General features: G+C 70.0%; 20 protein-coding genes, 1 tRNA gene and 1 pseudogene. 15 read left to right on the forward strand and 7 right to left on the reverse strand.

Translation table 11 applies throughout. The features are described 5' to 3' along the window. Nucleotides 1-1,417: 1,417 nt before the first annotated feature. The 5 genes and pseudogenes from MKK88_RS29190 to MKK88_RS29210 form a co-directional block, all read right to left on the reverse strand. A pseudogene (locus MKK88_RS29190) lies at nucleotides 1,418-2,113 on the reverse strand (uroporphyrinogen-III synthase); the annotation flags it as partial. A 3-nt stretch (nucleotides 2,114-2,116) separates the two neighbouring features. Beyond that, a complete protein-coding gene (locus MKK88_RS29195) occupies nucleotides 2,117-2,992 on the reverse strand; it encodes an aldose 1-epimerase family protein (RefSeq protein ID WP_244006193.1) in 876 nt (291 codons plus the stop codon). 67 nt (nucleotides 2,993-3,059) lie between these two features. Beyond that, complete coding sequence (locus MKK88_RS29200) at nucleotides 3,060-4,811, reverse strand: ABC transporter ATP-binding protein (protein ID WP_244006199.1); 1,752 nt, start codon at nucleotides 4,809-4,811, stop codon at nucleotides 3,060-3,062. Between the two features lie 79 nt (nucleotides 4,812-4,890). Next, nucleotides 4,891-5,154, reverse strand: coding sequence for a hypothetical protein (locus tag MKK88_RS29205; protein ID WP_244006201.1), 264 nt, complete (start codon nucleotides 5,152-5,154; stop codon nucleotides 4,891-4,893). A 128-nt stretch (nucleotides 5,155-5,282) separates the two neighbouring features. Beyond that, on the reverse strand, nucleotides 5,283-5,960 hold the full coding sequence (locus MKK88_RS29210) for a DNA-binding protein (protein WP_244006203.1): 678 nt from the start codon (nucleotides 5,958-5,960) through the stop codon (nucleotides 5,283-5,285). A 414-nt stretch (nucleotides 5,961-6,374) separates the two neighbouring features. On the opposite strand from MKK88_RS29210, the gene MKK88_RS29215 reads away from it, so the two are divergent. Both MKK88_RS29215 and MKK88_RS29220 read left to right on the forward strand, forming a co-directional pair. Beyond that, the gene (locus tag MKK88_RS29215) at nucleotides 6,375-7,040 is read left to right on the forward strand and encodes a response regulator transcription factor (RefSeq protein WP_244006204.1); all 666 of its coding nucleotides are present in this window, start codon (nucleotides 6,375-6,377) and stop codon (nucleotides 7,038-7,040) included. After that, nucleotides 7,040-8,365, forward strand: a complete 1,326-nt coding sequence (locus MKK88_RS29220) for a sensor histidine kinase (RefSeq protein WP_244006206.1) — start codon at nucleotides 7,040-7,042, stop codon at nucleotides 8,363-8,365. Before MKK88_RS29215 ends, MKK88_RS29220 begins: the two co-directional genes overlap by 1 nt. Before the next feature lie 116 nt (nucleotides 8,366-8,481). Here MKK88_RS29220 and MKK88_RS29225 read toward each other — a convergent pair whose 3' ends face one another. Then, the gene (locus MKK88_RS29225; RefSeq protein WP_244006208.1) at nucleotides 8,482-9,873 is read right to left on the reverse strand and encodes a PLP-dependent aminotransferase family protein; all 1,392 of its coding nucleotides are present in this window, start codon (nucleotides 9,871-9,873) and stop codon (nucleotides 8,482-8,484) included. A 107-nt stretch (nucleotides 9,874-9,980) separates the two neighbouring features. Here MKK88_RS29225 and MKK88_RS29230 point away from each other — a divergent pair, with 107 nt between their 5' ends. Further along, nucleotides 9,981-10,271, forward strand: a complete 291-nt coding sequence (locus MKK88_RS29230) for a DUF1127 domain-containing protein (protein ID WP_244006210.1) — start codon at nucleotides 9,981-9,983, stop codon at nucleotides 10,269-10,271. Nucleotides 10,272-10,599: 328 nt separating this feature from the next. Here the strand turns inward: MKK88_RS29230 and MKK88_RS29235 are convergent. Next, nucleotides 10,600-10,676, reverse strand: a tRNA-Asp gene (locus MKK88_RS29235). Between the two features lie 326 nt (nucleotides 10,677-11,002). On the opposite strand from MKK88_RS29235, the gene MKK88_RS29240 reads away from it, so the two are divergent. From MKK88_RS29240 to nuoK, 12 genes are all read left to right on the forward strand, one after another. Further along, complete coding sequence (locus tag MKK88_RS29240) at nucleotides 11,003-11,368, forward strand: NADH-quinone oxidoreductase subunit A (RefSeq protein WP_007560754.1); 366 nt, start codon at nucleotides 11,003-11,005, stop codon at nucleotides 11,366-11,368. Nucleotides 11,369-11,410: 42 nt separating this feature from the next. Beyond that, nucleotides 11,411-11,998, forward strand: coding sequence for a NuoB/complex I 20 kDa subunit family protein (locus MKK88_RS29245; RefSeq protein WP_161393000.1), 588 nt, complete (start codon nucleotides 11,411-11,413; stop codon nucleotides 11,996-11,998). A gap of 9 nt (nucleotides 11,999-12,007) precedes the next feature. Then, nucleotides 12,008-12,655 carry an NADH-quinone oxidoreductase subunit C gene (locus tag MKK88_RS29250; protein ID WP_244006212.1) on the forward strand — a complete coding sequence of 216 codons (648 nt, stop codon included), beginning with the start codon at nucleotides 12,008-12,010 and terminating at the stop codon, nucleotides 12,653-12,655. A 16-nt stretch (nucleotides 12,656-12,671) separates the two neighbouring features. Further along, a complete protein-coding gene (locus tag MKK88_RS29255) occupies nucleotides 12,672-13,862 on the forward strand; it encodes an NADH-quinone oxidoreductase subunit D (protein ID WP_244006214.1) in 1,191 nt (396 codons plus the stop codon). A 10-nt stretch (nucleotides 13,863-13,872) separates the two neighbouring features. Next, nucleotides 13,873-15,246: an NADH-quinone oxidoreductase subunit NuoE gene (gene nuoE, locus MKK88_RS29260; protein ID WP_244006221.1), complete on the forward strand. Its 1,374-nt coding sequence runs from the start codon at nucleotides 13,873-13,875 to the stop codon at nucleotides 15,244-15,246. A 9-nt stretch (nucleotides 15,247-15,255) separates the two neighbouring features. Further along, nucleotides 15,256-16,557: an NADH-quinone oxidoreductase subunit NuoF gene (nuoF, locus tag MKK88_RS29265; RefSeq protein WP_244006227.1), complete on the forward strand. Its 1,302-nt coding sequence runs from the start codon at nucleotides 15,256-15,258 to the stop codon at nucleotides 16,555-16,557. A gap of 4 nt (nucleotides 16,558-16,561) precedes the next feature. Continuing rightward, on the forward strand, nucleotides 16,562-16,771 hold the full coding sequence (locus MKK88_RS29270) for a hypothetical protein (RefSeq protein ID WP_012319031.1): 210 nt from the start codon (nucleotides 16,562-16,564) through the stop codon (nucleotides 16,769-16,771). 10 nt (nucleotides 16,772-16,781) lie between these two features. Next, on the forward strand, nucleotides 16,782-18,863 hold the full coding sequence (nuoG, locus tag MKK88_RS29275; RefSeq protein WP_244006234.1) for an NADH-quinone oxidoreductase subunit NuoG: 2,082 nt from the start codon (nucleotides 16,782-16,784) through the stop codon (nucleotides 18,861-18,863). Nucleotides 18,864-18,877: 14 nt separating this feature from the next. After that, a complete protein-coding gene (nuoH, locus tag MKK88_RS29280; RefSeq protein WP_244006236.1) occupies nucleotides 18,878-19,900 on the forward strand; it encodes an NADH-quinone oxidoreductase subunit NuoH in 1,023 nt (340 codons plus the stop codon). A 28-nt stretch (nucleotides 19,901-19,928) separates the two neighbouring features. Further along, nucleotides 19,929-20,417 (forward strand): NADH-quinone oxidoreductase subunit NuoI, encoded by a 489-nt coding sequence (gene nuoI, locus MKK88_RS29285; RefSeq protein WP_091715437.1) that lies wholly within the window; start codon nucleotides 19,929-19,931, stop codon nucleotides 20,415-20,417. A gap of 119 nt (nucleotides 20,418-20,536) precedes the next feature. Continuing rightward, entirely contained in the window at nucleotides 20,537-21,157 is a 621-nt protein-coding gene (locus MKK88_RS29290) for an NADH-quinone oxidoreductase subunit J (RefSeq protein WP_244006242.1), read from the forward strand. Nucleotides 21,158-21,179: 22 nt separating this feature from the next. Then, nucleotides 21,180-21,485: an NADH-quinone oxidoreductase subunit NuoK gene (gene nuoK / locus MKK88_RS29295; protein ID WP_010686008.1), complete on the forward strand. Its 306-nt coding sequence runs from the start codon at nucleotides 21,180-21,182 to the stop codon at nucleotides 21,483-21,485. Nucleotides 21,486-21,551: the final 66 nt, after the last annotated feature.

The raw sequence follows: 21,551 nt of genomic DNA on the forward strand, positions 1-21,551 counted from the left end.
AATCGGTCGGCTGATCGCGGCCCGGCTCCTCCTGCAGCGCGGCCACGCGCTGATCGAGGCTGTCGAGGCGCGCCGCCAGATCGGCCGGGACCGCCGGCGCCTGACCGGAGGCGGTGCCGTCCGGCGCGGCGGCGGCCGGCGCGGCGGCGCTTCCCGCCTTGTCGAGGGCCTGCTTGGCGGTCGATTCGGCCGTGCCGATCCGCTTGTCGAGGGCCGTCAGCGCGTCCCGGGGCGCGAGCCCATCGAGACGACCGCTCAGGGCCGCGATCTGCCCGGAGAGCTTCTGGTCCAGCGTGTTCAGGCGCGGATCTGGGCCGATCCCGGCCGTCTCCGCCCCGAACAGGAGCCCCGCGCCGATCACGCCGCCGAGCAAACCCGCGGTCGCCAGGGAGCCGAACCCAGCCCGCGCCCGCGCAGGCGGAGCGGCGGAGGCCGGGCTGGCGGCGACGCCCGGGATCGGCCCCTTCACCGAGTCCTTCGGAGCATCCTTGGGCTGTTCCTTGCCCCCCGCCTTCACCTCCGGGCTCGGTCCCTTGCCCGAGCCCGGTGGATCGGGGATGCGCTTGGCCTTCATATCGAGGATCGGCCCGGCCGTGACCGCTGCGGAAGTCACCGCACCCGCGGCGCCTGTGGGTGATCCGCCTGGACGGGGCCCGGATTGCGACCCGGAGCCCGACGGCTGACCCGTACCCGGCTGGCCGGGCTTCGGCGGCTCGGTCCTCGTGGCCTCCGGCTTGCCGGACGCGGCGTTCGCCGCACCCGTCGCCGAGGCGGTCGAGCCCGGGGATGTGGCCGAGGCGGCAGCCATCTTGGCGGCGTCCGGTGCCGGGGCGGATCCTGGCTTCGGCGGATCCGTCCGGCCGGCCTCGGGCCTGCCGGACGCATCCTTGGGCGGGGCCATCCCGGTCGCTTCGGTCTTCACGGCATCGGGCTTGGCGGCACCCGGCTGCGCGGCCGAAACCGCGGAGGGCTTCGCGTCGTTCGATCCGGGCTTCGCGTCGTTCGATCCGGGCCTGGCGTCGTTCGATCCGGGCTTCGCGTCGTTCGATCCGGGCTTGGCGTCGTTCGATCCGGGCTTGGCGGCGACGACCGGCTCGGTCGCCGGCCTGGGTGTCATGCCGGCAGGCTGGGACTGACTCGCGGCGGGCCCGGACGGGCCCGGCTTCGCGCCGCCGGTCGCGCCCGTTGCGGACGCGCCGGGCCGGGTCTCAGCCCCGGATGGGTTGGTCTGTCCAGGCTTAGCGGGCGCGGAATCCGGCTTGCGGCCGCCGGATCCGGGCTTGTCGGCGTCGCTGGGTGGTGGCGTCACGGGCAAGTCCTCCAACTCTTCGGCGTCGCCGCGCCCCCCTAGCACCGCCCCGGCCCCGGGCGCGAGGGCGAGATGCGGCGGCCCGGCCTCCCTGTCACCGCACGCCGGGCCGGGCGGCAGCGCAAGGGCGTCCAGCAGCTCCGCTTCCCGCGGACGCGCCGCGACGAAATGGACCGGAACACCCGCCGCTTCCAGGGGTGCGGCGACATCCGCCGACAGGCAGTAATGCCTCAGGCGGCGGAAAGCTCCGCCGTGGCCTGCGCCTTCCGCCAGGGCGAGGGCGAGGGCGGCGCTGCGCCGGGAGTAATGCAGGACGGCGTCGAGGTCTCCACCGACGAGCGCGCGACCGACCGGATCGGGCAGGGCCAGCAGGGCCTCCGCCGCATAGGCCACGACGGTCGTGACCCGGAAACCAGCCGCCGTCAGCGTCGCAGCGGGCTCACGCTTCCTGTCGGCCCCCGCCGCGTGGAGGAGGCGCGCGCCGGGCGGCAGGATCCGGCGCACCAGGGCCGCGAGGCCGATAGCATCGCCCGGCCCCTCGTGTACCGGCCCGAGTCCGGCCTCCGTCGCCAGCGCGGCCGTGCGCGCACCGACAGCAAAGACCGGTAGGGACGGGACATCCCGTAGGGCCGGTATCGCGTTGGCGCTGGTGAGCAGCAGCGCGTCGAATCGATCGTCGGGCAGCCGCACCCCGGTCGGACGTACGGCAAGCACCGGGGCAACCAGCGGCGCGTGGCCGCGCGCCGCCAGCATCGCGCCGGTCCGCGTCGCCGCGGGCTCCGGCCGCGCCACCCAGACGCGCACCTGTCAGCCTTCCAGGGTCAGGCGGACGCCGTGGCGCGTCTCCGCTCCCGGCGGAAGCAGGCGCTGCGAATCCCGCTCGGTCAGGTCACCGGAAAAATCCGCCCAGTCGGCGTAGCCGGTCCAGCATTCGAGCGAGAGAAACGGCGCCGTGGGCTTGGTCCAGATCGCGAGATGCGGAAAATCCGCCATCTCCATGTGGATCGTCCGATCGGGCCCGGTGAAGCGCATCGCGCGGCTGCGTGCGTTCCGGACCACGAAGGCTTCGGTGAAGATCGCCGGATCGAGGGGCAGGGTGTCGCCGGTGAGCGGGATCGGCTGCTCGTCGCGCAGCAGCAGGCCGCCGGGGCCGACCTGCGGGGCGAACGGACGCTCCGCTCGATCGAAGACGACCGCGTAGCCGCCATCCTTCGCCCGCGCCCCAGCCGCGAAGGGCCAAGGGAAGGCCGGGTGGAACCCGAGCGCGTAGGGCAGGGGCGTGTCGCCGGGATTGGCGACGGTGACATCGAAGTCGAGGGCCGCCGGGCGCACCCGGGCAGTGACGTCGAGCCGGAACGCGAAGGGGTAGTGGGGCCGGGTCTCGGGCCCGTCGGTGAGGCGCAGCGTCACGGCCTCGGCGCTCTGATCCACCACCGTGAAGGACAGGTCCCGGGCGAAGCCGTGCTGGCCCATCGGGTAGCTTTCGGAGCCGACCTTCACCCGCCCGCCCGCCGAGGCGCCGACCACCGGGAAAAGCCAGGGCGCATGACGGTTCCAATGGGCGGGATCGCCGTTCCAGAGGTACTCGGTCCCATTGACCCGCCAGGAGACCGGCTCGGCGCCGTGGGTGGCGAGCGTGGCCGTGGTGCCGTCCGCTGCTTTCAGCTCGATGCGCGTGCTCACGGTCGTCTCCCGGTCCTGCCTCGGAGAGCCGAGGTAACGGAGGCAGGGCAGGACGCAAGGGGCCTCGTCACGCCGCCGTGCCGAGGCCCGGCAGCACCGCCTCGGGTGGCCCGGAGGCGACGAGGCGCCCCGCCTCGAGCACATGGACCGCGTCCGCCCCCTCCAGGGTCGAGAGGCGGTGGGCGATCAGGATCAGCGTCCGCCGGCCCGAGAGCGCCCGCAGCGCCCGCATCACGGCACCCTGAGTCTCCTCGTCGAGGGCGGAGGTCGCCTCGTCAAACACGATCACGTCGGGATCGTGATAGAGCGCCCGGGCGATGCCGAGGCGCTGGCGCTGGCCGCCCGAGAGCCGCGCCCCGCGCTCGCCGACCCGCGCGTCGTAGCCCTGCGGCAGGGCGGCGATGAAGTCGTGGGCTCCGGCGAGCCGGGCTGCCCGCTCGACGGCGGCGCGATCCGGCGCGTCGAGGCCCAGTGCGATGTTCTCTGCCACGGTGCCGTCGACCAGGAACACGTCCTGCGGCACGTAGCCGATGCGGTTCTGCCACGCCGGGAGCGTGTCGGGATCGAGGGGGCACCCGTCCACGGTGATCCGCCCCACGCCGGGGCTCAGCACCCCGAGGATCAGACCCGCCAGGGTCGACTTGCCCGAACCTGTCCGGCCGGCAAGGCCGATGGTCGTGTTGACCGGGATTGTCAGATCGATGTCGGCCAGTGCCGGCTGGCCGGTGCCGTACTCGAAGCCGATCCCCTCCAGGCGGATCGCTTGCGTGAACGGCAGGCGCTCCGTCGTGCGGGACAGGGGGGGCCGCTCGTGCGCGAGTTCGTCGACGATCACCCGTACCGCCGGCAGGGTGAAGCGCATCAGCGCCACCGAGGTGAAGATATTCTGGAAGGCCGGGAGCATGCGGTAGCCCGCGAAGGCGAACAGCCCCAGCAGCGGCAGGATGCCCGCCACATCGAGACCCTGCGCCAGGGCGAACAGCACCACCACGATCACGCCACCGAAGGCGAGCGCCTCGATGACGAAGCGCGGCATCTGGCCGGTGAGGAGGCTCGTCGCGGTGGCGACCGCGTAGGCGCGCGCCGGGGCGTCGAACCGGGCCGCGAAGGCCTCCGCCCGGCCATAGAGCTTCAGCTCGGTGAGCGCCCCGAAGGTCTCCTGCACGATCCGGAAGCGGGCCTCGTTGTCGGCCACCGTGCGGGCGCCGAGCCGGGCGAGACGGGCCCGCATCACGAGGTAGATCCCGACATAGAGCCCGCCGAAGCCGCCGCCGAGGATCAAGGCGAGCTGCGGCGCGTAGGCCAGCAGGAACGCGATCACCGCGAGCGCCGAACTCGCCCGCGAGGCCAGCACCGTGGCGGGCGTCAGGGCACCGACCACGAGGCGGTCGGTCTCGGACAGCACGTTCTTGGCGAGCTCGGCGCTGTTGGCCTGCGTGAAGAACAGACGCTCGCGATCAAGGTAGCGGAACAGCAGCCGCCGGCTGAAGCCGTAGCCGGCCAGATGCGTGAACCGGAGCTGCGCGTAGGTCAGCCCGGCATTGACCAGGGCGGTGACCAGGATCGCGACCAGCGCGGCGCCGCCGGTGACCAGCAGGAACGCGCGCTCGTCGGTGAGGCCGAGGAAGGCTCGGGCCTGGACCAGATAGGGGATGCGGGTGGCCGCGGAGGGGTCGCCCACCAGCGTCAGGAACGGGATCACCGCGGCGACGCCCACCACCTCCAGGAGCGCCGCCACCGCGAGGCCCAACGCGATCAGCGCCAGCCGCCGCCGGTCCGGCGCCCGCATGGCGCGCACGAGATCGATCAGCGCGCGCATGGGGTCGGGGGTCTCGGCGGGGCGTCTCGCATGGCCGGGCCGGGCTTAAGGGCGCCGATCCGGCCTGTCCACGGCGGCCTCAGTCGAGTTTCTTGAGCGAGCCGAGATCCACGTCGCCGTTCTGGCTGGAGAAGGTCAGCGACTTCGAGGACCCGTCCGCCTGCGAGACTCCACCAATCCGGTGGTCGCCGCTATCGTAGGTCGAGATCTGCCCGTCGCGCTCGATCAGCAGACGGTGCTTGTCGGGGAAGAAGGCGTATTTCATTCCATTCTGCGCGCCACTGGTCGCGGGATCGCCGAGATCCTTCGGCCACCAGGGCTCCATGCCCTTCATCGGCTTCATGGGTTCCATTGGCTTCATGGGTTCCATCGGTTTCATCGGCTCCACGGCGGGCATCCTCGTCAGGTGAGAGACAGAGGAGGACGCGGCAGGGCGGGAAGGGTTGCATGCCGTCCCGCCCCGGCGCGGGCTCACACCGGCGGTCGCGCGGGTACCGGCCGCTCCCGGACCTGCCCGTCGAAGCCGACATGGAGCTGGTGCTCCTGCCCGTCCCGATCCTTGGCAGCCACCTCGAGGTGGCGCGGGCCACGGCCGGTGACGCGCACATCGCTATAGCCGGCCGCCTGCACGGCGGCCGTCAGGGCGGGGAGGTCGGGCTTCGGGCCGAGGCCGATCCGGTCCTTGGCCCAGTCGAGGCTGCCCATGGGTGGACCGCCGGCCGGGCCGAGGACGACCTTGCGCCCGTCCCCGTGGGTCAGAACCCGGGCGTGCAGGAAGCCCGTCTCGAACCGCCCCTGAACCGTGACGGCCTCGCCCTTGGCGACGAGCTTGCCGTCCTCCCCCTCGCGGCCGGTCTCGACGAGGGCGCGGCCGGTCGGGTCCTGGACCACGAACTTGTTGCCGAAGATCTCTGCGACGGTGCCGCGGATCGCCGTCGCGCCCGAGGGGGCGAGCGCCTGGATCGCCACCGGCTCGACCGGTGTCGGCTGGAAGCTCGTCCCCTGCGCCAGGGAGAGGCCGAGCGCGCCCATCGCCAACGGGGCTGCCAGGGCGCCCACCACCCAGGTCCGCCGGGGAATCGCGCGGCGCGCCGGCCCGGCGTCGCGGATCTCCCGCGCCGTGCCGTCGATGGTTTTGGTGTCGGTCATGATGTGGTCCTTGAGAAGGTCCGGATCCGTTCGATCCGATGCCCCTTCGTAAGGAGCCCCCGGCAATCCAGACTGAACCGGGCGGTTCAGCTCGGGTTAAACCCGGCCGCCTAGGTCATGCGGCAAGGAACCCGTGCTCAGGCAAAGACTTGGCAGCGCGGGTTGATGCTGGTCCACGGGTTCGAGCCCGCACGCGCCCAGACGGCCAAGCCACGTGAGAACACGACGTCAAGTCTCGACACCGACTGGATTTTCCGCCGTACCGCGGTGGCAGTGCGACGGGAACCAGATGACTTCGCCACCGCCGTCTTCGCGAGCGCAGCGAAGTGATGACGGTGCGGGCGAGACCCTTCCGGGAAGCGGAGCGCGACGGTCAACGGAAGGCATAATTGCCTGCTCGGGGAGGACGGACGGGTGAAGATCCTGCTGGTGGAAGACGACGCGGCGCTCGCCGCCGAGGTGGCCAAGGTGCTGCGGGCGGAGAATTTCGTCCTCGACCACGCCGCCACCGGCGAGGATGCCCAGCATCTCGGCGAGACCGAGGGCTACGATGCCGTCGTGCTCGATCTCGGCCTGCCGAAGGGCGATGGCGTCTCGGTGCTGCGGGCGTGGCGCGGGGCCGGGCGGACCCTGCCGGTGCTGGTCCTCACCGCCCGGGACGGATGGAGCGACAAGGTCGCGGCCTTCAAGGCGGGGGCGGACGATTACCTCGTCAAGCCGGTCCGCGTGGAGGAGCTGGTGATTCGCCTGCGCGCCCTGGTGCGCCGGTCGCAGGGCGGGGGCGCCAGCCGGATCACCTGCGGCCCGCTGAGTTTCGATCCCGGTCTCGGGGCCTTCGAGCAGGATGGCCTGCCGCTCAAGCTCACCGGCCTCGAATGGCGGGTCCTGTCCTGCCTGATGCTGAACCGCGAGACCGTGGTGCCGCGCCTGCACCTGATCGAGCGGGTCTACGAGGGCGACGCCGACGTCGATTCGAACTCGGTCGAAGTCATCATCACCCGCCTGCGCCGGAAGATCGCCCCGGCGCGGATCGAGAGCGTGCGCGGCCACGGCTATCGCCTGCACGCGGATTCCGCCTGATGGCGCAGGGAACGCCGCACCGCTCGCTGCGCACCCGGCTGCTCACCGCCGCCCTGGCGCTGGTCCTGGCGGCCCTGGTGGTGGCGGGCCTCGCCATCGGGGTGATCCTCCACCGGTTCGTGCGCGGGCAGTTCGACGGGCGGCTCGACGCGCAGATCGTCGCCCTCCGGGCCGGGCTGGAGGCCGGGATCCTGCCGGAGAATCTCGACGCGCCGCCCTACGACAGGCCCGGCCCCGGCTGGGCCTGGATGGTGCGGCGCGGATCCGAGACGCTCCGCTCGGGATCCCTGCGCGGCGGCGACATCCGCCTGACCGATCCCGGGCCAGAGGATGATCCCGGCCGGCCGCACCCGGCCTGGGGCACCGGACCCCGGGGCCAGCCGCTCTACGCGCGGGTACTCACCCTGCCGGGGCCAGAGCCCGCCACGATCGTGGTGGCGGCCCCGGAGGGTGATTTGTACGGGCCGTTGCGGGAGGCGCTGACGAGCCTCGCCTTGGCGCTGGGGATCCTCGGCCTGTGCCTGCTGGCCGGGCTGGCCTTCCAAGTGCGGCTCGGCCTCGCGCCGCTGCGACGCCTGCGAACGGATCTCGTCGCGGTCCGGGCCGGCACGCGGGAGCGGGTTCCGGCCGAGCAGCCTGTCGAGATCGCGCCCGTGGTGGCCGAACTCAACGCGCTCCTCGATCAGAACGCCCGGAACCTGGAGCGGGCCCGGGGCCACGTCGCCAACCTCGCCCACGCCCTGAAGACGCCGCTCGCCACTCTGTCGATGGCGCTCGAAGCACCCGCCCGGGACCCGGACGGAGACCTCCGCCGACAGGTTGAGGATATGGACCGCCGGGTCCGCCACCACCTGCGCCGGGCCCGGGCGGCGGCACTCGAAGGCGCGGCCCGGACCCGAACGCCCCTGGCGCCGCGGCTCACGGACCTGCGCGACGCGCTCACGCGGCTCTATGCCGAGAAGGGCGTCGCGATCGAGCTGGCCGTGCCGGACGGCCTCGTGGTGTCGTGCGAGGGCCAGGATCTCGACGAGATGCTCGGCAACCTCGTGGACAATGCCTGCCGCTGGTGCCGGGGGCGGGTGCGGGTCTCGGCGGCCACGGAGGATGGCGCGGTGCGGGTGCGGGTGGAGGATGATGGGCCGGGCCTCGACGCCGAGGCCGCTGCTGCCGTCATGGCGCGGGGGCGTCGCCTCGACGAGGGCGTGCCGGGGCATGGGTTCGGGCTGCCCATCACCCTGGAACTCGCCGAACTCTACGGCGGCGGGCTGACGCTCGGACGCGCCGACCTGGGCGGATTGCAGGCCGAACTGGTCCTGCCGGCCTGATCGGCAAAGTCCTGGTTTCGAAAGGTCCGGGACCTTTCGTGGGTGAAGGGCAAAGCCCTTCTGTCGGGCTCCGCCCCGACACCCCGCCAAGGGGCACGCCTTTTGGAAACCCGTTTTCAGCCCAGCGCCTCCCGCAGGATCGGGCGGATGCGCGGATCGATGCAATGGGCGACGTTGAAGCGCATGTAGCCGTTCCAGGCCTCCGACAGGCTGAACGACGTCCCCGGCGCCAGCACCATGCCACGGGCCAGCGCCCGGCGGGCAACCTCGGCCCCGTCGCGCCCGTCCGGCAGGCGCATCCACAGGAAGAACCCGCCCCGGGGTTGCGCCCAGGGCTCCAGGCCGCAGGCGCGCAGCTCCGCGGCGGCCTGCACCATCGCGGAGGCGAGCCGGCGGCGGGTCTCGGCGAGGTGCCGCCGGTAGGCGCCCTCGCTGATCAGCGCATGAACCAGGGCCGCCGTAACGTGGCCGTTGCCGAGGCTCAAGGCCAGCTTGAGATCGACCAGCGGCTCGATCCAATCGGCCCGAAGCGCGATCCAGCCGCAACGCGCGGCCGCCGAGAGGGTCTTGGAGAAGCTACCGATCTGGATCACCCGCTCCAGCCCGTCGAAGCCCGCCAGCCGTGGTGCCGCATCGGGCTCGAGATCGCCAAAAATCTCGTCCTCGACGATCAGCGTGTCGTGCGCCTCGCACAGCTTGAGCAGCCGGTGCGCCACATTCGGCGCGAGGCTCGCCCCGGTCGGGTTCTGGAGGGCGGCATTGGTCAGGTAGAAGCGCGGCCGGTGCCGCTCCAGCAGGCTCGCGAGCGCCCGCAGGTCCGGCCCCTCCGGGGTGATCGGCACGCCGACCACCGTGACCCGCTGGGCGCGCAGAAGCGCCAGGAAATTGAAATAGCAGGGGTCGTCCACCAGCACGGTGTCGCCGGGCTGGAGCAGGAAGCGACAGACGAGATCCAGCGCCTGCGTGGCCGATTCGACCAGCACGATCTGGTCTGGCTCGGCGCCGACGCCCTTCTCGCCGATCTTGCGGGCGATCTGGTTGCGCAGGGGCTCGTAGCCCAGCGGCCGGTCGTAATTGGTCATCTCGAACAGGTTGGCCCGGGCCACCCGGCGCAGGCCCCGCCGGATCGCCTCGTGGGGCATCCACGAATCAGGCAGCCAACCGGCTCCGGGCTTGAGCTGATCGGACCCAGCCTGCTGCGCCTGCCGGGTGATCCAGAGCGGGTCGACGATCCGGTCGAGCCGTGGCCCCATCGCTTGGAGCGAGAGCGGCCGCGTCTTGCCGGCGACGTAGAAGCCGGAGCCCGGCCGGGCCACGACCGCCCCCTCGGCGGCCAGCCGCTCATAGGCCTCCACCACCGTGGATTTCGAGACGCCCATCGTCTCTGCGAAAGCTCGCACCGACGGGATCCGGACGCCGGGCACGAGTTGCCGAGCGGCGATCCGCCCGCGGATCTCACCGATCACGGCCTCGACGCGCGTCCCCGGGCTTCTGACTGCGACCGACATCCGTACTGCTCGACCGACCGGACAATTTGTCCGAACCGTACCGAAGTGTTCCTGTCGCCGCCAGCCCCGCCAAGCCAGGATCGCCCCATCCCAGAGAGGAGGGGATCATGGACCAGTGCCTTTCGCAGACCGCCGCCCCACGGCCCCCGTGGATCACCCGGGCCGCCCGGGCGCTCGCCGAGGCGGCCGCGGAGATCCGGGCCGGCCTGTCGCGCGCGGCGATGAACCGGCGCGTGCTGCAGCGGATCTCGACCCTGTCCGAGCGCGAGTTGAGGGATATCGGCCTGTCGTGCCAGGACGTGGCGGATGCCTGCGGGCCGGGCATCTCCGATGCCATCGACCTGCTGAACGGCCGTCGCGAGGAGCGCCGTCAGGCGCGGGCGACGCGGCGGTGGTGACCGGGCGGGCGGGGTCGTCGTCTGCTCGGCTCTGCGCTGGGCAAGCGCGAACCCCATTGTGACGCGGATCGGCCGCGTCGGCATGCCGGCGATAGTCTGGGGCAGCCTCGCCAGCACGTCCCCACGCCTGGCCCTGTCGCTGCTCGTGGAGGGGCCGGCTCACCGACAGCGTGCGCGCGTCGCAGGACGCGCCGCCAAAGGTGACCTGGGGATGAAGGCCCGGACGCTTCCACAACCGATCGTCGCCGCAGGCGGCGACAGGCCCGTGACCGGCGCAAACCCGCCGCGACGGACAGATACGACTATCGGATTGATCTAAGAGGAGACGTGGCGCGGGCGACGGGGCTCGAACCCGCGACCTCCGGCGTGACAGGCCGGCACTCTAACCAACTGAGCTACGCCCGCACGGCGTGGTCGCCTCGAAGGGGCGTTTCGCCCGGCGACGGGGCGGGGTTTATGGGGCGACCGGGGGGCTGTCAAGCGCATCCGCCACGGTTTTGTGCGTCGGCGTGCCGATGGGCCTGCGCGCTTCCGTCGTGTTGCAGGCCTGCCGCCCGTGCCCATCTCTGGGGAGGACTGACAGCCCCCTTTGTGCGACGCGACAAGCCATTGTCACAGGCCAGCGGCTCGACTAAGCCTCCGGCCGCGCGCATCCTGGCATAAGAACAATTCCACGGGCGAATCCGGGGCGGCGTCGCACCGCGGTTTTCCTTGTCTCGCGAGGCCCTGGCATGACCGGATTGTTGGCGGATTACCTGCCGCTCATCGTCTTCATCGGCGTGGCATTGTTCATCGCCACGGCTCTGCTGGTCGTCCCGTTCCTGGTTGCGTTCAAGAGCCCGGATCCCGAGAAGCTCTCGGCCTACGAGTGCGGGTTCAACGCCTTCGACGATGCCCGCATGAAGTTCGACGTGCGATTCTACCTCGTCGCCATCCTGTTCATCATCTTCGATCTCGAAGTCGCGTTCCTGTTCCCCTGGGCGATCACCTTCGGGGATCTGGGCTGGTTCGGCTTCTGGTCGATGATCGTCTTCCTGGGCGTGCTGACCGTCGGCTTCGTCTACGAGTGGCGCAAGGGCGCCCTCGAGTGGGATTGAGCCCCGTCCGCCCCCGCCCGCACCGGATTTTCTGAGTCGCCGATGGCCCTGATCACAGAAACCAACCGCGCCCCCGCGATCGCGCCCCAACCGAAGGGGATCATCGATCCCAACACCGGCCGCCCGATCGGCGCGGACGACCCGACCTTCCTGTCGATCAGCGACGAGCTGGCCGACCGGGGCTTCCTGCTCACCACCACGGACGAGCTGATCAACTGGGCCCGCACGGGTTCGCTGATGTGGATGACCTTCGGTCTTGCCTGCTGCGCGGTCGAGATGATGCAGATGTCGATGCCGCGGTATGACTGCGAGCGATTCGGCTTCGCGCCCCGCGGCTCGCCCCGCCAGTCCGACGTGATGATCGTCGCGGGCACGCTGACCAACAAGATGGCCCCGGCGCTCCGCAAGGTCTACGACCAGATGCCGGAGCCGCGCTACGTCATCTCCATGGGCTCCTGCGCCAATGGCGGCGGCTACTACCACTATTCCTATTCGGTGGTGCGCGGCTGCGACCGGGTGGTGCCGGTGGACATCTACGTGCCCGGCTGCCCGCCCACCGCCGAGGCGCTGCTCTACGGCGTGCTGCTTCTCCAGAAGAAGATCCGCCGCACCGGCACGATCGAGCGCTGAGGGGCGGCCATGACGAACGGCATCTCGATCCTCCCCCACACCCAGCCGGCCTACGGCGAGGACGCGGTCTCGGCGATGGCCGCGCGGGTCGTCGGTGCCCTCGGACCCGCGGTGGTGTCGCACACCATCACGTTCGGCGAGCTGACGCTCGTGGTCCAGGCCTCCGACATCGTCTACGCGCTGACCTACCTGCGCGACGATCCGGCCTGCGCGTTCCGCAACTTCATCGACATTTGCGGCGTAGACTATCCGCAGCGCGAGAAGCGCTTCGACGTGGTCTACCATCTGCTCTCGCTGCGCCATAACCTGCGCATCCGGCTGAAGGTGCAGACCGACGAGGTGACGCCCGTCCCCTCGGTGATCGAGGTGTTCCCGGCCGCGAACTGGTACGAGCGCGAGACCTACGACCTCTACGGGATCCTGTTCTCGGGCCATCCCGACCTGCGCCGCCTGCTCACCGATTACGGCTTCGAGGGGCACCCCCTGCGCAAGGACTTCCCGCTCACCGGCTTCGTCGAGGTCCGCTACGATCAGGATCAGGCGCGGGTGGTCTACGAGCCGGTGAAGCTGACGCAGGAATTCCGGAACTTCGACTTCTTGTCCCCGTGGGAAGGCACCGACTACGTACTGCCCGGCGACGAGAAGACGTCGGCATGAGCCGCGGAGATCGTCGGTGACCGAACACAACATCCGCAACTTCGCGATCAACTTCGGGCCGCAGCATCCGGCGGCGCACGGCGTGCTGCGCCTTGTGCTGGAGCTCGACGGCGAGGTGGTCGAACGCGTCGATCCGCATATCGGGCTGCTCCACCGCGGCACCGAGAAGCTGATCGAGTACAAGACCTACCTGCAGGCGACACCCTATTTCGACCGGCTCGACTACGTGTCGCCGATGAATCAGGAGCACGCCTTCTGCCTGGCGATCGAGAAGCTCGCCGGGATCGAGGTGCCGCGCCGGGCCAAGCTGATCCGTACGCTGTATTGCGAGATCGGCCGCCTCCTGTCGCACCTGCTCAACGTCACCACGCAAGCGATGGATGTCGGCGCCCTCACGCCCCCGCTCTGGGGCTTCGAGGAGCGCGAGAAGCTGATGATCTTCTACGAGCGGGCCTCCGGCGCCCGGCTCCACGCCAACTACTTCCGGCCGGGCGGCGTCCACCAGGACCTGCCGCCGAAGCTGATCGACGACATCGACGCGTTCTGCGACCCGTTCCTGCAGGTCGTCCAGGATCTCGACGATCTCGTCATGGCCAACCGCATCTTCAAGCAACGCAACGTCGATATCGGCATCGTGTCGGTGGACGAGGCGATGCAGTGGGGCTTCTCGGGCGTGATGGTGCGCGGCTCCGGCATTCCGTGGGACCTGCGCAAGGCGCAGCCCTACGAGTGCTACGAGGAGATGGAGTTCGACATCCCCGTGGGGAAGAATGGCGACACCTACGATCGCCAGGTGATCCGCATGGAGGAGATGCGCGAATCGGTGCGCATCATGAAGCAGTGCATCGCCAAGCTGCGCGAGCCCGCCGGCCAGGGGCCGATCGCCTCGATCGACGGCAAGTTCGCGCCGCCGCCGCGCCGGGAGATGAAGCGCTCGATGGAGGCGCTCATCCACCACTTCAAGCTCTACACCGAGGGCTTCCACGTGCCCGAGGGCGAGGTCTACGCCGCCGTCGAGGCGCCGAAGGGCGAGTTCGGCGTCTATCTCGTGTCCGACGGGACCAACAAGCCGTATCGCTGCAAGATCCGCGCGCCGGGCTTCGCGCATCTGCAGGCGATGGACTGGATGTGCCGCGGGCACCTTCTCGCCGACGTCTCCTGCGTGCTCGGCACGCTCGACATCGTGTTCGGCGAAGTGGATCGGTAAGACAGAAGCGATGGCCAACCGCAGACTCGCCCCCGCCTCCGAGCAGCCCGAGAGCTTCGCGTTCTCTTCTGAGAACGCCGAATGGGCCAAGACCCAGATCGCAAAGTACCCCGAGGGCCGTCAGGCCTCCGCGGTGATCTCGCTCCTGTGGAAGGCGCAGGAGCAAAATGGGGGCTGGCTGCCGCGGGCGGCGATCGAGGCGGTGGCGGCCGAGCTCGGGATGCCCAACATCCGCGTGCTGGAGGTGGCGACCTTCTACACGATGTTCGCCCTGGAGCCGGTCGGCCGGTTCTGGATCCAGGTCTGCGGGACGGTGCCGTGCGATTCCTGCGGCGCGCGCGGGCTGAAGGAGATGCTGCACGACCGGCTCGGGGCCCCCGGCCACGTCTCGGCGGACGGCAATTTCTCCTGGCTCGAGGTCGAGTGCCTGGGCGCCTGCTGCAACGCGCCGATGGTGCAGATCAACCAGGATTATTACGAGGACCTGACGCCCGAATCGCTCGGCCAGCTGATGGACGATCTGGCGGCCGGCCGGCCCGTGAAGGTCGGCTCGCAGACCGGGCGCGTCTCGTCCGAGCCCCAGGGCGCGGTGAACACGCTCACCGACCCGACGCTGTTCGACGGCTCGCGGGTCGGCGCCTGGCGCAAGCGCTTCGAGGAGGCCGGAAAGGCCGAGGAGCCGGCGGCCAGCCCCGCCGCCAAGACCGGTGAGGCGGAGGCCGGCGCGCAGCAGGCCGCGACGAATCCGAAGCCGGCCCGGCCCGATGCCGGCCGCGCCGTCGAGCGGACCGCGAGCGACGCCCCGGCTCAGCGGGCCGCGAACGGCGAGACGCCGATCAAGCCCGAGGATCGTGCCGACGCCGCCGAGCGCGGCCGGTCCACCGCCAAACACGGCGCCGCTCGCCCGGGCGACGCCGACGTGCTCGACACGCCGGCCAAGCGTATCGCCGAGGGCGAGCCCGCCGCGGGCGAGCAGGGGAAGCAGGACGTGCCGGACCGCGATTCGGTCCCGCAGCAGCCCGAGGCCTCCGGCGCGAGCGATGCCGAGGTGGCGGCCGAGGCCGAGGAGGCCCGGGTCGCCGGCGCCCTGGCGGCCCTGCCGAAGGACGCCACGCCCGAGCAGAAGGCCGACGCGGTCGGCAAGCGGCCCCCGGGTCTCGATGCCGCCCGAGCCGGGCAGCCGGACGACCTGACGCGCATCGCGGGCATCGACTCGGAGAACGGCCAGCGCCTGAACGGCCTCGGCATCTATCATTTCGACCAGATCGCCGCCTGGAGCCGCGACGAAATCACCTGGGTCGGCACCTACCTCGTGGTCCCGGGTCGCATCGACCGGGAGGACTGGGTGGGGCAGGCCAAGACCCTGTCGGCGCCGGCTCAGTGAGGACCTGACATGCTGTCGGATCAGGATCGCATCTTCACCAACCTCTACGGCCTGCACTCGCCGGGCCTGGAGGCCGCCAAGAAGCGCGGCGCCTGGGACGGGACCAAGTTCCTCCTGGAGCAGGGCCGCGACTGGATCATCGAGGAGATGAAGGCGTCGGGCCTGCGCGGCCGCGGCGGCGCGGGCTTCCCGACCGGCCTCAAGTGGTCGTTCATGCCCAAGAAGTCCGACGGGCGGCCGCACTACCTCGTGGTCAACGCCGACGAGTCGGAGCCGGGCACCTGCAAGGACCGGGAGATCATGCGGCACGACCCGCATCTCCTGATCGAGGGCTGCATGCTGGCCTGCTTCGCGATGAACGCGCATGCCTGCTACATCTACATCCGCGGCGAGTACGTCGCCGAGAAGCACGCCCTCCAGAAGGCCGTGGACGAGGCCTATGCGGCCCGCCTCGTCGGCCAGTCGAACGTCCATGACTACCCGTTCGACATCTACGTCCACCACGGCGCGGGGGCCTATATCTGCGGCGAGGAGACGGCCCTCATCGAGAGCCTGGAAGGCAAGAAGGGGATGCCGCGGCTGAAGCCGCCGTTCCCGGCCAATATGGGCCTCTACGGCTGCCCCACCACGGTGAACAACGTCGAGTCGATCGCGGTCGCCGGCACGATCCTGCGGCGGGGCGGCGCGTGGTTCGCGGGGCTCGGCGGCAAGAACAACACCGGCACGAAGCTGTTCTGCGTCTCCGGGCACGTCAACACGCCGTGCAACGTCGAGGAGGAGCTGGGCATCACCTTCCGCGAGCTCATCGACCGCCATTGCGGCGGCATGCGCGGCGGCTGGGACAACCTGCTGTGTTCGATCCCGGGCGGCTCGTCGGTGCCGCTGGTGCCGGCCGAGCAGATCATCGACGCCAAGATGGATTTCGACACCCTGCGCAACCTCGGCTCCGGCCTCGGCACGGCGGCGGTGATCGTCCTCGACAAGTCCACCGACATCGTCGCGGCGATCACGCGGATCTCGTACTTCTACAAGCACGAATCCTGCGGCCAGTGCACGCCCTGCCGCGAGGGCACCGGGTGGATGTGGCGGGTCATGCAGCGCATGACCGAGGGCCGCGCCCAGAAGCGCGAGATCGACATGCTGTTCGAGGTCACCAAGCAGATCGAGGGTCACACGATCTGCGCGCTGGGCGACGCGGCGGCCTGGCCGATCCAGGGCCTGATCAAGCACTTCCGCCCCGAGATCGAGAAGCGCATCGACCGCTACACCGCGAACCCGCACAGCGAGCCTGTGCCGATGGCCGCGGAGTGACCCGATGACGAGCCAGCCTGACAACCTGATGCTCGTATACCTGCGGCGGATCGACGAGAAGGTCGATCGCCTCAGCGATGATGTCCGTGAACTGAAAGGCCGCATGGCAGCGGTCGAAGAGAATCTGGCTGGCGTCCACCGGCGGATCGACAGGGTCGAGCTTCGCATCGAGCGGATCGAGCGACGCCTCGATCTCGCCGACGCCCCGCACTGAGATTGCACCGATGACAAAAATCCTCGTCGACGGCACCGAGGTCGAGGTTCCGGCCGAATACACGCTGCTCCAGGCCTGCGAGGCCGCGGGGGCCGAGCTTCCGCGCTTCTGCTTCCACGAGCGCCTGTCGATCGCCGGCAATTGCCGGATGTGCCTCGTCGAGCTGAAGGGCGCGCCGAAGCCGGTGGCCTCCTGCGCCTACGCGGTGAAGGATTGCCGCCCCGGCCCGAACGGCGAGCCGCCGGAGGTGCTGACCCGCTCCGGGCTGACCAAGAAGGCGCGGGAAGGGGTGATGGAGTTCCTCCTCATCAACCACCCGCTCGACTGTCCGATCTGCGACCAGGGCGGCCATTGCGACCTGCAGGATCAGGCCATGGCGTACGGGGTCGATTCGACCCGCTACACGGAGAACAAGCGGGCGGTCGAGGAGAAGCATATCGGCCCGCTGGTGCGGACCGCGATGAACCGCTGCATCCACTGCACCCGCTGCGTGCGCTTCCTGGCCGAGGTGGCCGGCGTTCCCGATCTCGGCGCGATCGGGCGCGGCGAGGACATGGAGATCACGAGCTACCTCGAGCAGTCGATGGCCTCGGAGCTCCAGGGCAACGTCGCCGATCTCTGTCCCGTGGGCGCCCTCGTGCACCGGCCGCAGAGCTACAACGTCCGGCCGTGGGAGCTGAACAAGACCGAGTCGGTCGATGTGATGGACGCGGTCGGCTCGTCGATCCGCATCGACACCCGCGGCCGCGAGGTGATGCAGATCGAGCCGCGGATCAGCGAGGAGATCAACGAGGAATGGATCTCCGACAAGACCCGCTACCACATCGACGGGCTGCGTATGCAGCGCCTCGACCGGCCCTACCTGCGCGAGAACGGCCGGCTGCGCCCCGCCTCCTGGGGTGAGGCGTTCCAGGCCATCGCCGCCAAGGTGAAGGGCGCGGATCCCAAGCGCGTCGGCGCGATCGTCGGTGATGTCGCCGGCGTCGAGGAGATGTTTGCGCTCCGCGAGCTGATCCGGAGCCTCGGCTCGCCGAACCTCGACTGCCGCCAGACGGATGCCGGCCTGGACCCGGCGCTCGGCCGCGCCTCCTACATCTTCAACCCGACGATTCCCGGCATCGAGGCCGCGGACGCGATCCTCATCGTCGGCGCCAACCCGCGCACCGAGGCCTCGCTGCTGAACGTTCGGATCCGCAAGCGCTGGCGCATGGCGCCGCTCGCGGTGGGCGTGATCGGCGAGCCGGTCGACCTGACCTATCCAAGCCATTACATCGGCGCCGGCCCCGATTCGCTGGCGGCGCTCGCCCGCGGCGAGCACAGTTTTCTTGAGACTCTCAAGGAGGCGAAGGCGCCGCTGGTCATCGTCGGCGCCAATGCCGAGCCGGGCATTCTGGCCGCGGCCGCCAAGCTCGCCCAGGAGATCGGCGCTGTCTCGGCCGAGGGGAACGGGTTCGGCGTGCTGCACACGGCCGCCGCCCGGGTCGGCGCGCTCGATCTCGGCTTCGTGCCGGGGGAGGGCGGCCTGACCTTCAGGCAGATGCTGGAGCCGGGGGCGTTGGACGTCCTGTTCAACCTCGGCGCCGACGAGCGCGACGTCGCCCCGGGCGCCTTCGTGGTCTACCAGGGCAGCCACGGCGATCGCGGGGCCTCCCGCGCCGACGTGATCCTGCCGGGGGCCGCCTACAGCGAGAAGTCGGCGACCTGGGTGAACACGGAAGGCCGGGTCCAGATGGGCAACCGCGCCGCCTTCCCCCCGGGCGACGCCCGCGAGGATTGGGCGATCCTGCGTGCCCTATCGGACGTGCTCGGCAAGCGCCTGCCCTTCGATTCGCTGACGGCGCTCCGCCGGGCGCTCTACGCCGCCCACCCGCATTTCGCGGCGATCGGCGCGGTGGAGCCCGGCAACGTGACCGAGGCCGTGGAGAAGCTGGCGGGCCTCGGCGGCACGTCCACCGGTCCGGCCTTCGCCTCGCCGGTCATCGACTTCTACCTCACCAACCCGATCGCCCGCGCCTCGCGCATCCTCGCCGAGTGCTCGCGCCTTGCCCGGGAGCGCGCCGCCGAGGCGCGGCCCCTGGCGGCGGCCGAGTAGGAGCTTTTTGACCGATGACGCCGCTCGAAATCCTCGGGACCGTGCTCCTGATCGTGCTGAAGAGCTTCGTGCTCCTCTCCGCGCTCCTCGTGTTCATCGCCTACGCGCTGCTGGCCGATCGAAAGATCTGGGCGGCGGTGCAGCTCCGGCGCGGCCCCAACGTGGTCGGACCCTTCGGCCTGTTCCAGTCCTTCGCCGACCTGCTCAAGTTCGTGCTGAAGGAGCCGGTGATCCCGGCGGGCGCCAACAAGGCGATCTACCTGCTGGCGCCGCTGGTCTTCGCGATGCTCGCCCTGTCGAGCTGGGCGGTGATTCCCCTCGCCGACGGCTGGGCGATCGCCGACATCAATGTCGGCATCACCTACATCTTCGCGATCTCGTCGCTCGGCGTGTACGGCGTCATCATGGGCGGCTGGGCGTCGAACTCGAAATACGCGTTCCTGGGCGCGCTCCGCTCGGCGGCGCAGATGATTTCCTACGAGGTCTCGCTCGGCTTCGTGATCATCTGCGTGCTGCTCTGCGCCGGCTCGCTCAACCTCTCGCGGATCGTGATGGCGCAGGACACCAGCCTCGGCCTGTTCGGCTGGTACTGGCTGTGGCTGTTCCCGATGTTCGTGGTGTTCTTCATCTCGGCGCTCGCCGAGACCAACCGCCCGCCCTTCGACCTGCCGGAGGCCGAATCGGAACTCGTGGCCGGCTACATGGTCGAGTATTCCTCGACCCCGTACCTGCTGTTCATGCTCGGCGAGTACGTCGCCATCATGAGCATGTGCGCGCTGGGGACCATCCTGTTCCTGGGCGGTTGGCTCTCGCCGATCCCGTTCGCGCCGTTCACCTGGGTGCCGGGCGTGATCTGGTTCACGCTGAAGGCGAGCTTCCTGTTCTTCCTGTTCGCGATGGTGAAATCCATCGTGCCCCGCTACCGCTACGATCAGCTCATGCGCCTCGGCTGGAAGGTGTTTCTGCCGATCTCGCTGATCTCGGTCGTCGTCGTCGCCTTCGTGCTCAAGCTGACCGGCCTCGCGCCGGGCGCCTGAGCCCACCCTTCGCATCGGAGATCCGGGCATGAAGCTCGATCAGGTCGCCAAGAGCCTTCTGCTGAAGGAGTTCGTGTCGGGGATGATCCTCGGCATGCGCTACTTCTTCAAGCCGAAGGCCACGATCAACTATCCCTTCGAGATGGGCCATCGCGGGCCCCGCTTCCGGGGTGAGCACGCCCTGCGCCGCTACCCCAACGGCGAAGAGCGCTGCATCGCCTGCAAGCTCTGCGAGGCGATCTGCCCGGCCCAGGCGATCACCATCGAGGCAGGTCCCCGCCGCAACGATGGGACCCGCCGGACGACTCGGTACGACATCGACATGGTGAAATGCATCTATTGCGGCATGTGCCAGGAGGCCTGCCCGGTGGACGCCATCGTCGAAGGGCCGAACTTCGAATTCTCGGTGGAGACCCGGGAGGAGCTTCTTTACGACAAGGCGAAGCTTCTTCTGAACGGCGACCGCTGGGAGCGCGAAATCGCCCGCAACATCGCGATGGACGCACCTTATCGCTGATCCATGCCGGGGGCGCTGTTGTGCCCCCGCCGACCGGGTTCTATAGACGGGCCGCCCGCTGCGGACCGTCTTCACGCACGGCAGAAGGGGCCGCTCCGGCGGCCGATCCCGACCAGCGCATGACCGCAGCAGCCGCCTTCTTCTATCTGTTCGCGAGCATCACGGTCGCGTCGGGCTTCATGGTGATCGCCTCGCGCAATCCCGTGGCCTCGGTGCTGTTCCTGATCCTCGCCTTCGTGAACGCCGCGGGGCTCTTCGTCCTGATGGGCGCCGAGTTCCTGGCGATGATCCTCGTCGTGGTCTACGTCGGCGCCGTCGCGGTGCTGTTCCTGTTCGTGGTGATGATGCTCGACGTGGACTTCGCCGAGCTGCGCCAGGGCTTTCAGCAATACCTGCCAATGGGCGCGCTGATCGGCGCGATCTTCCTGGTCGAGCTGCTGCTGGTGGTAGGCTCCTGGAGCATCGATCCGGGCCTCGTCCAGGCGCCGCTCGGCAACGTGGCATCCGCCGAGAACCTGACCAACGCCCAGGCGCTGGGGCGGGTGATCTACACGGACTACGCCTACTTCTTCCAGCTCGCCGGCCTGATCCTGCTGGTCGCCATGATCGGCGCGATCGTGCTGACGCTGCGCGACCGGCCCGGCGTCAAGCGCCAGGACATCGCGGTCCAGAACGCCCGCACCCAGGCCATGGCGGTGGAGACCCGCAAGGTCCCGTCGCGCCAGGGTGTCGAGGTCTGATGACCGCCGGAGGTTTCGAACGATGATCGGCCTGAGCCACTACCTCACCGTCGCGGCGATCCTGTTCACGCTCGGCGTGCTCGGCATCTTCATCAACCGCAAGAACATCATCGTCATCCTGATGTCCGTCGAGCTGATCCTGCTCTCGGTCAACATCAACCTCGTCGCCTTCTCGACGCAGCTGAACGACATCACCGGACAGGTCTTCGCCCTGTTCGTGCTGACGGTCGCGGCCGCCGAATCGGCGATCGGCCTCGCCATCCTGGTGGTGTTCTTCCGCAACCGCGGCTCCATCGCGGTGGAAGACGTGAGCATGATGAAGGGCTAGGGCCTCCTTCCCCGCCGCCCCGATTCACATCCGGATGCCGCCGCTTCACGGCCGGCCCGGAGGACG

The organism is Methylobacterium sp. E-005 (genome assembly GCF_022829725.1).
Taxonomy (GTDB): domain Bacteria; phylum Pseudomonadota; class Alphaproteobacteria; order Rhizobiales; family Beijerinckiaceae; genus Methylobacterium.

What these genes read in the sequence shown, in the direction of transcription:
- MKK88_RS29250 (WP_244006212.1), top strand. Translation starts at nt 12,008, where the DNA reads ATGACGAACGGCATCTCGATCCTCCCCCACACCCAGCCGGCCTACGGC.
- MKK88_RS29270 (WP_012319031.1), top strand. Translation starts at nt 16,562, where the DNA reads ATGACGAGCCAGCCTGACAACCTGATGCTCGTATACCTGCGGCGGATC.
- MKK88_RS29230 (WP_244006210.1), top strand. Translation starts at nt 9,981, where the DNA reads ATGGACCAGTGCCTTTCGCAGACCGCCGCCCCACGGCCCCCGTGGATC.
- MKK88_RS29205 (WP_244006201.1), bottom strand. Translation starts at nt 5,154, where the DNA reads ATGAAGCCGATGAAGGGCATGGAGCCCTGGTGGCCGAAGGATCTCGGC.
- MKK88_RS29210 (WP_244006203.1), bottom strand. Translation starts at nt 5,960, where the DNA reads ATGACCGACACCAAAACCATCGACGGCACGGCGCGGGAGATCCGCGAC.
- nuoH (WP_244006236.1), top strand. Translation starts at nt 18,878, where the DNA reads ATGACGCCGCTCGAAATCCTCGGGACCGTGCTCCTGATCGTGCTGAAG.
- MKK88_RS29245 (WP_161393000.1), top strand. Translation starts at nt 11,411, where the DNA reads ATGGCCCTGATCACAGAAACCAACCGCGCCCCCGCGATCGCGCCCCAA.
- nuoK (WP_010686008.1), top strand. Translation starts at nt 21,180, where the DNA reads ATGATCGGCCTGAGCCACTACCTCACCGTCGCGGCGATCCTGTTCACG.
- MKK88_RS29220 (WP_244006206.1), top strand. Translation starts at nt 7,040, where the DNA reads ATGGCGCAGGGAACGCCGCACCGCTCGCTGCGCACCCGGCTGCTCACC.
- nuoI (WP_091715437.1), top strand. Translation starts at nt 19,929, where the DNA reads ATGAAGCTCGATCAGGTCGCCAAGAGCCTTCTGCTGAAGGAGTTCGTG.
- MKK88_RS29290 (WP_244006242.1), top strand. Translation starts at nt 20,537, where the DNA reads ATGACCGCAGCAGCCGCCTTCTTCTATCTGTTCGCGAGCATCACGGTC.
- nuoE (WP_244006221.1), top strand. Translation starts at nt 13,873, where the DNA reads ATGGCCAACCGCAGACTCGCCCCCGCCTCCGAGCAGCCCGAGAGCTTC.
- MKK88_RS29225 (WP_244006208.1), bottom strand. Translation starts at nt 9,873, where the DNA reads ATGTCGGTCGCAGTCAGAAGCCCGGGGACGCGCGTCGAGGCCGTGATC.
- MKK88_RS29200 (WP_244006199.1), bottom strand. Translation starts at nt 4,811, where the DNA reads ATGCGCGCGCTGATCGATCTCGTGCGCGCCATGCGGGCGCCGGACCGG.
- nuoF (WP_244006227.1), top strand. Translation starts at nt 15,256, where the DNA reads ATGCTGTCGGATCAGGATCGCATCTTCACCAACCTCTACGGCCTGCAC.
- MKK88_RS29240 (WP_007560754.1), top strand. Translation starts at nt 11,003, where the DNA reads ATGACCGGATTGTTGGCGGATTACCTGCCGCTCATCGTCTTCATCGGC.
- nuoG (WP_244006234.1), top strand. Translation starts at nt 16,782, where the DNA reads ATGACAAAAATCCTCGTCGACGGCACCGAGGTCGAGGTTCCGGCCGAA.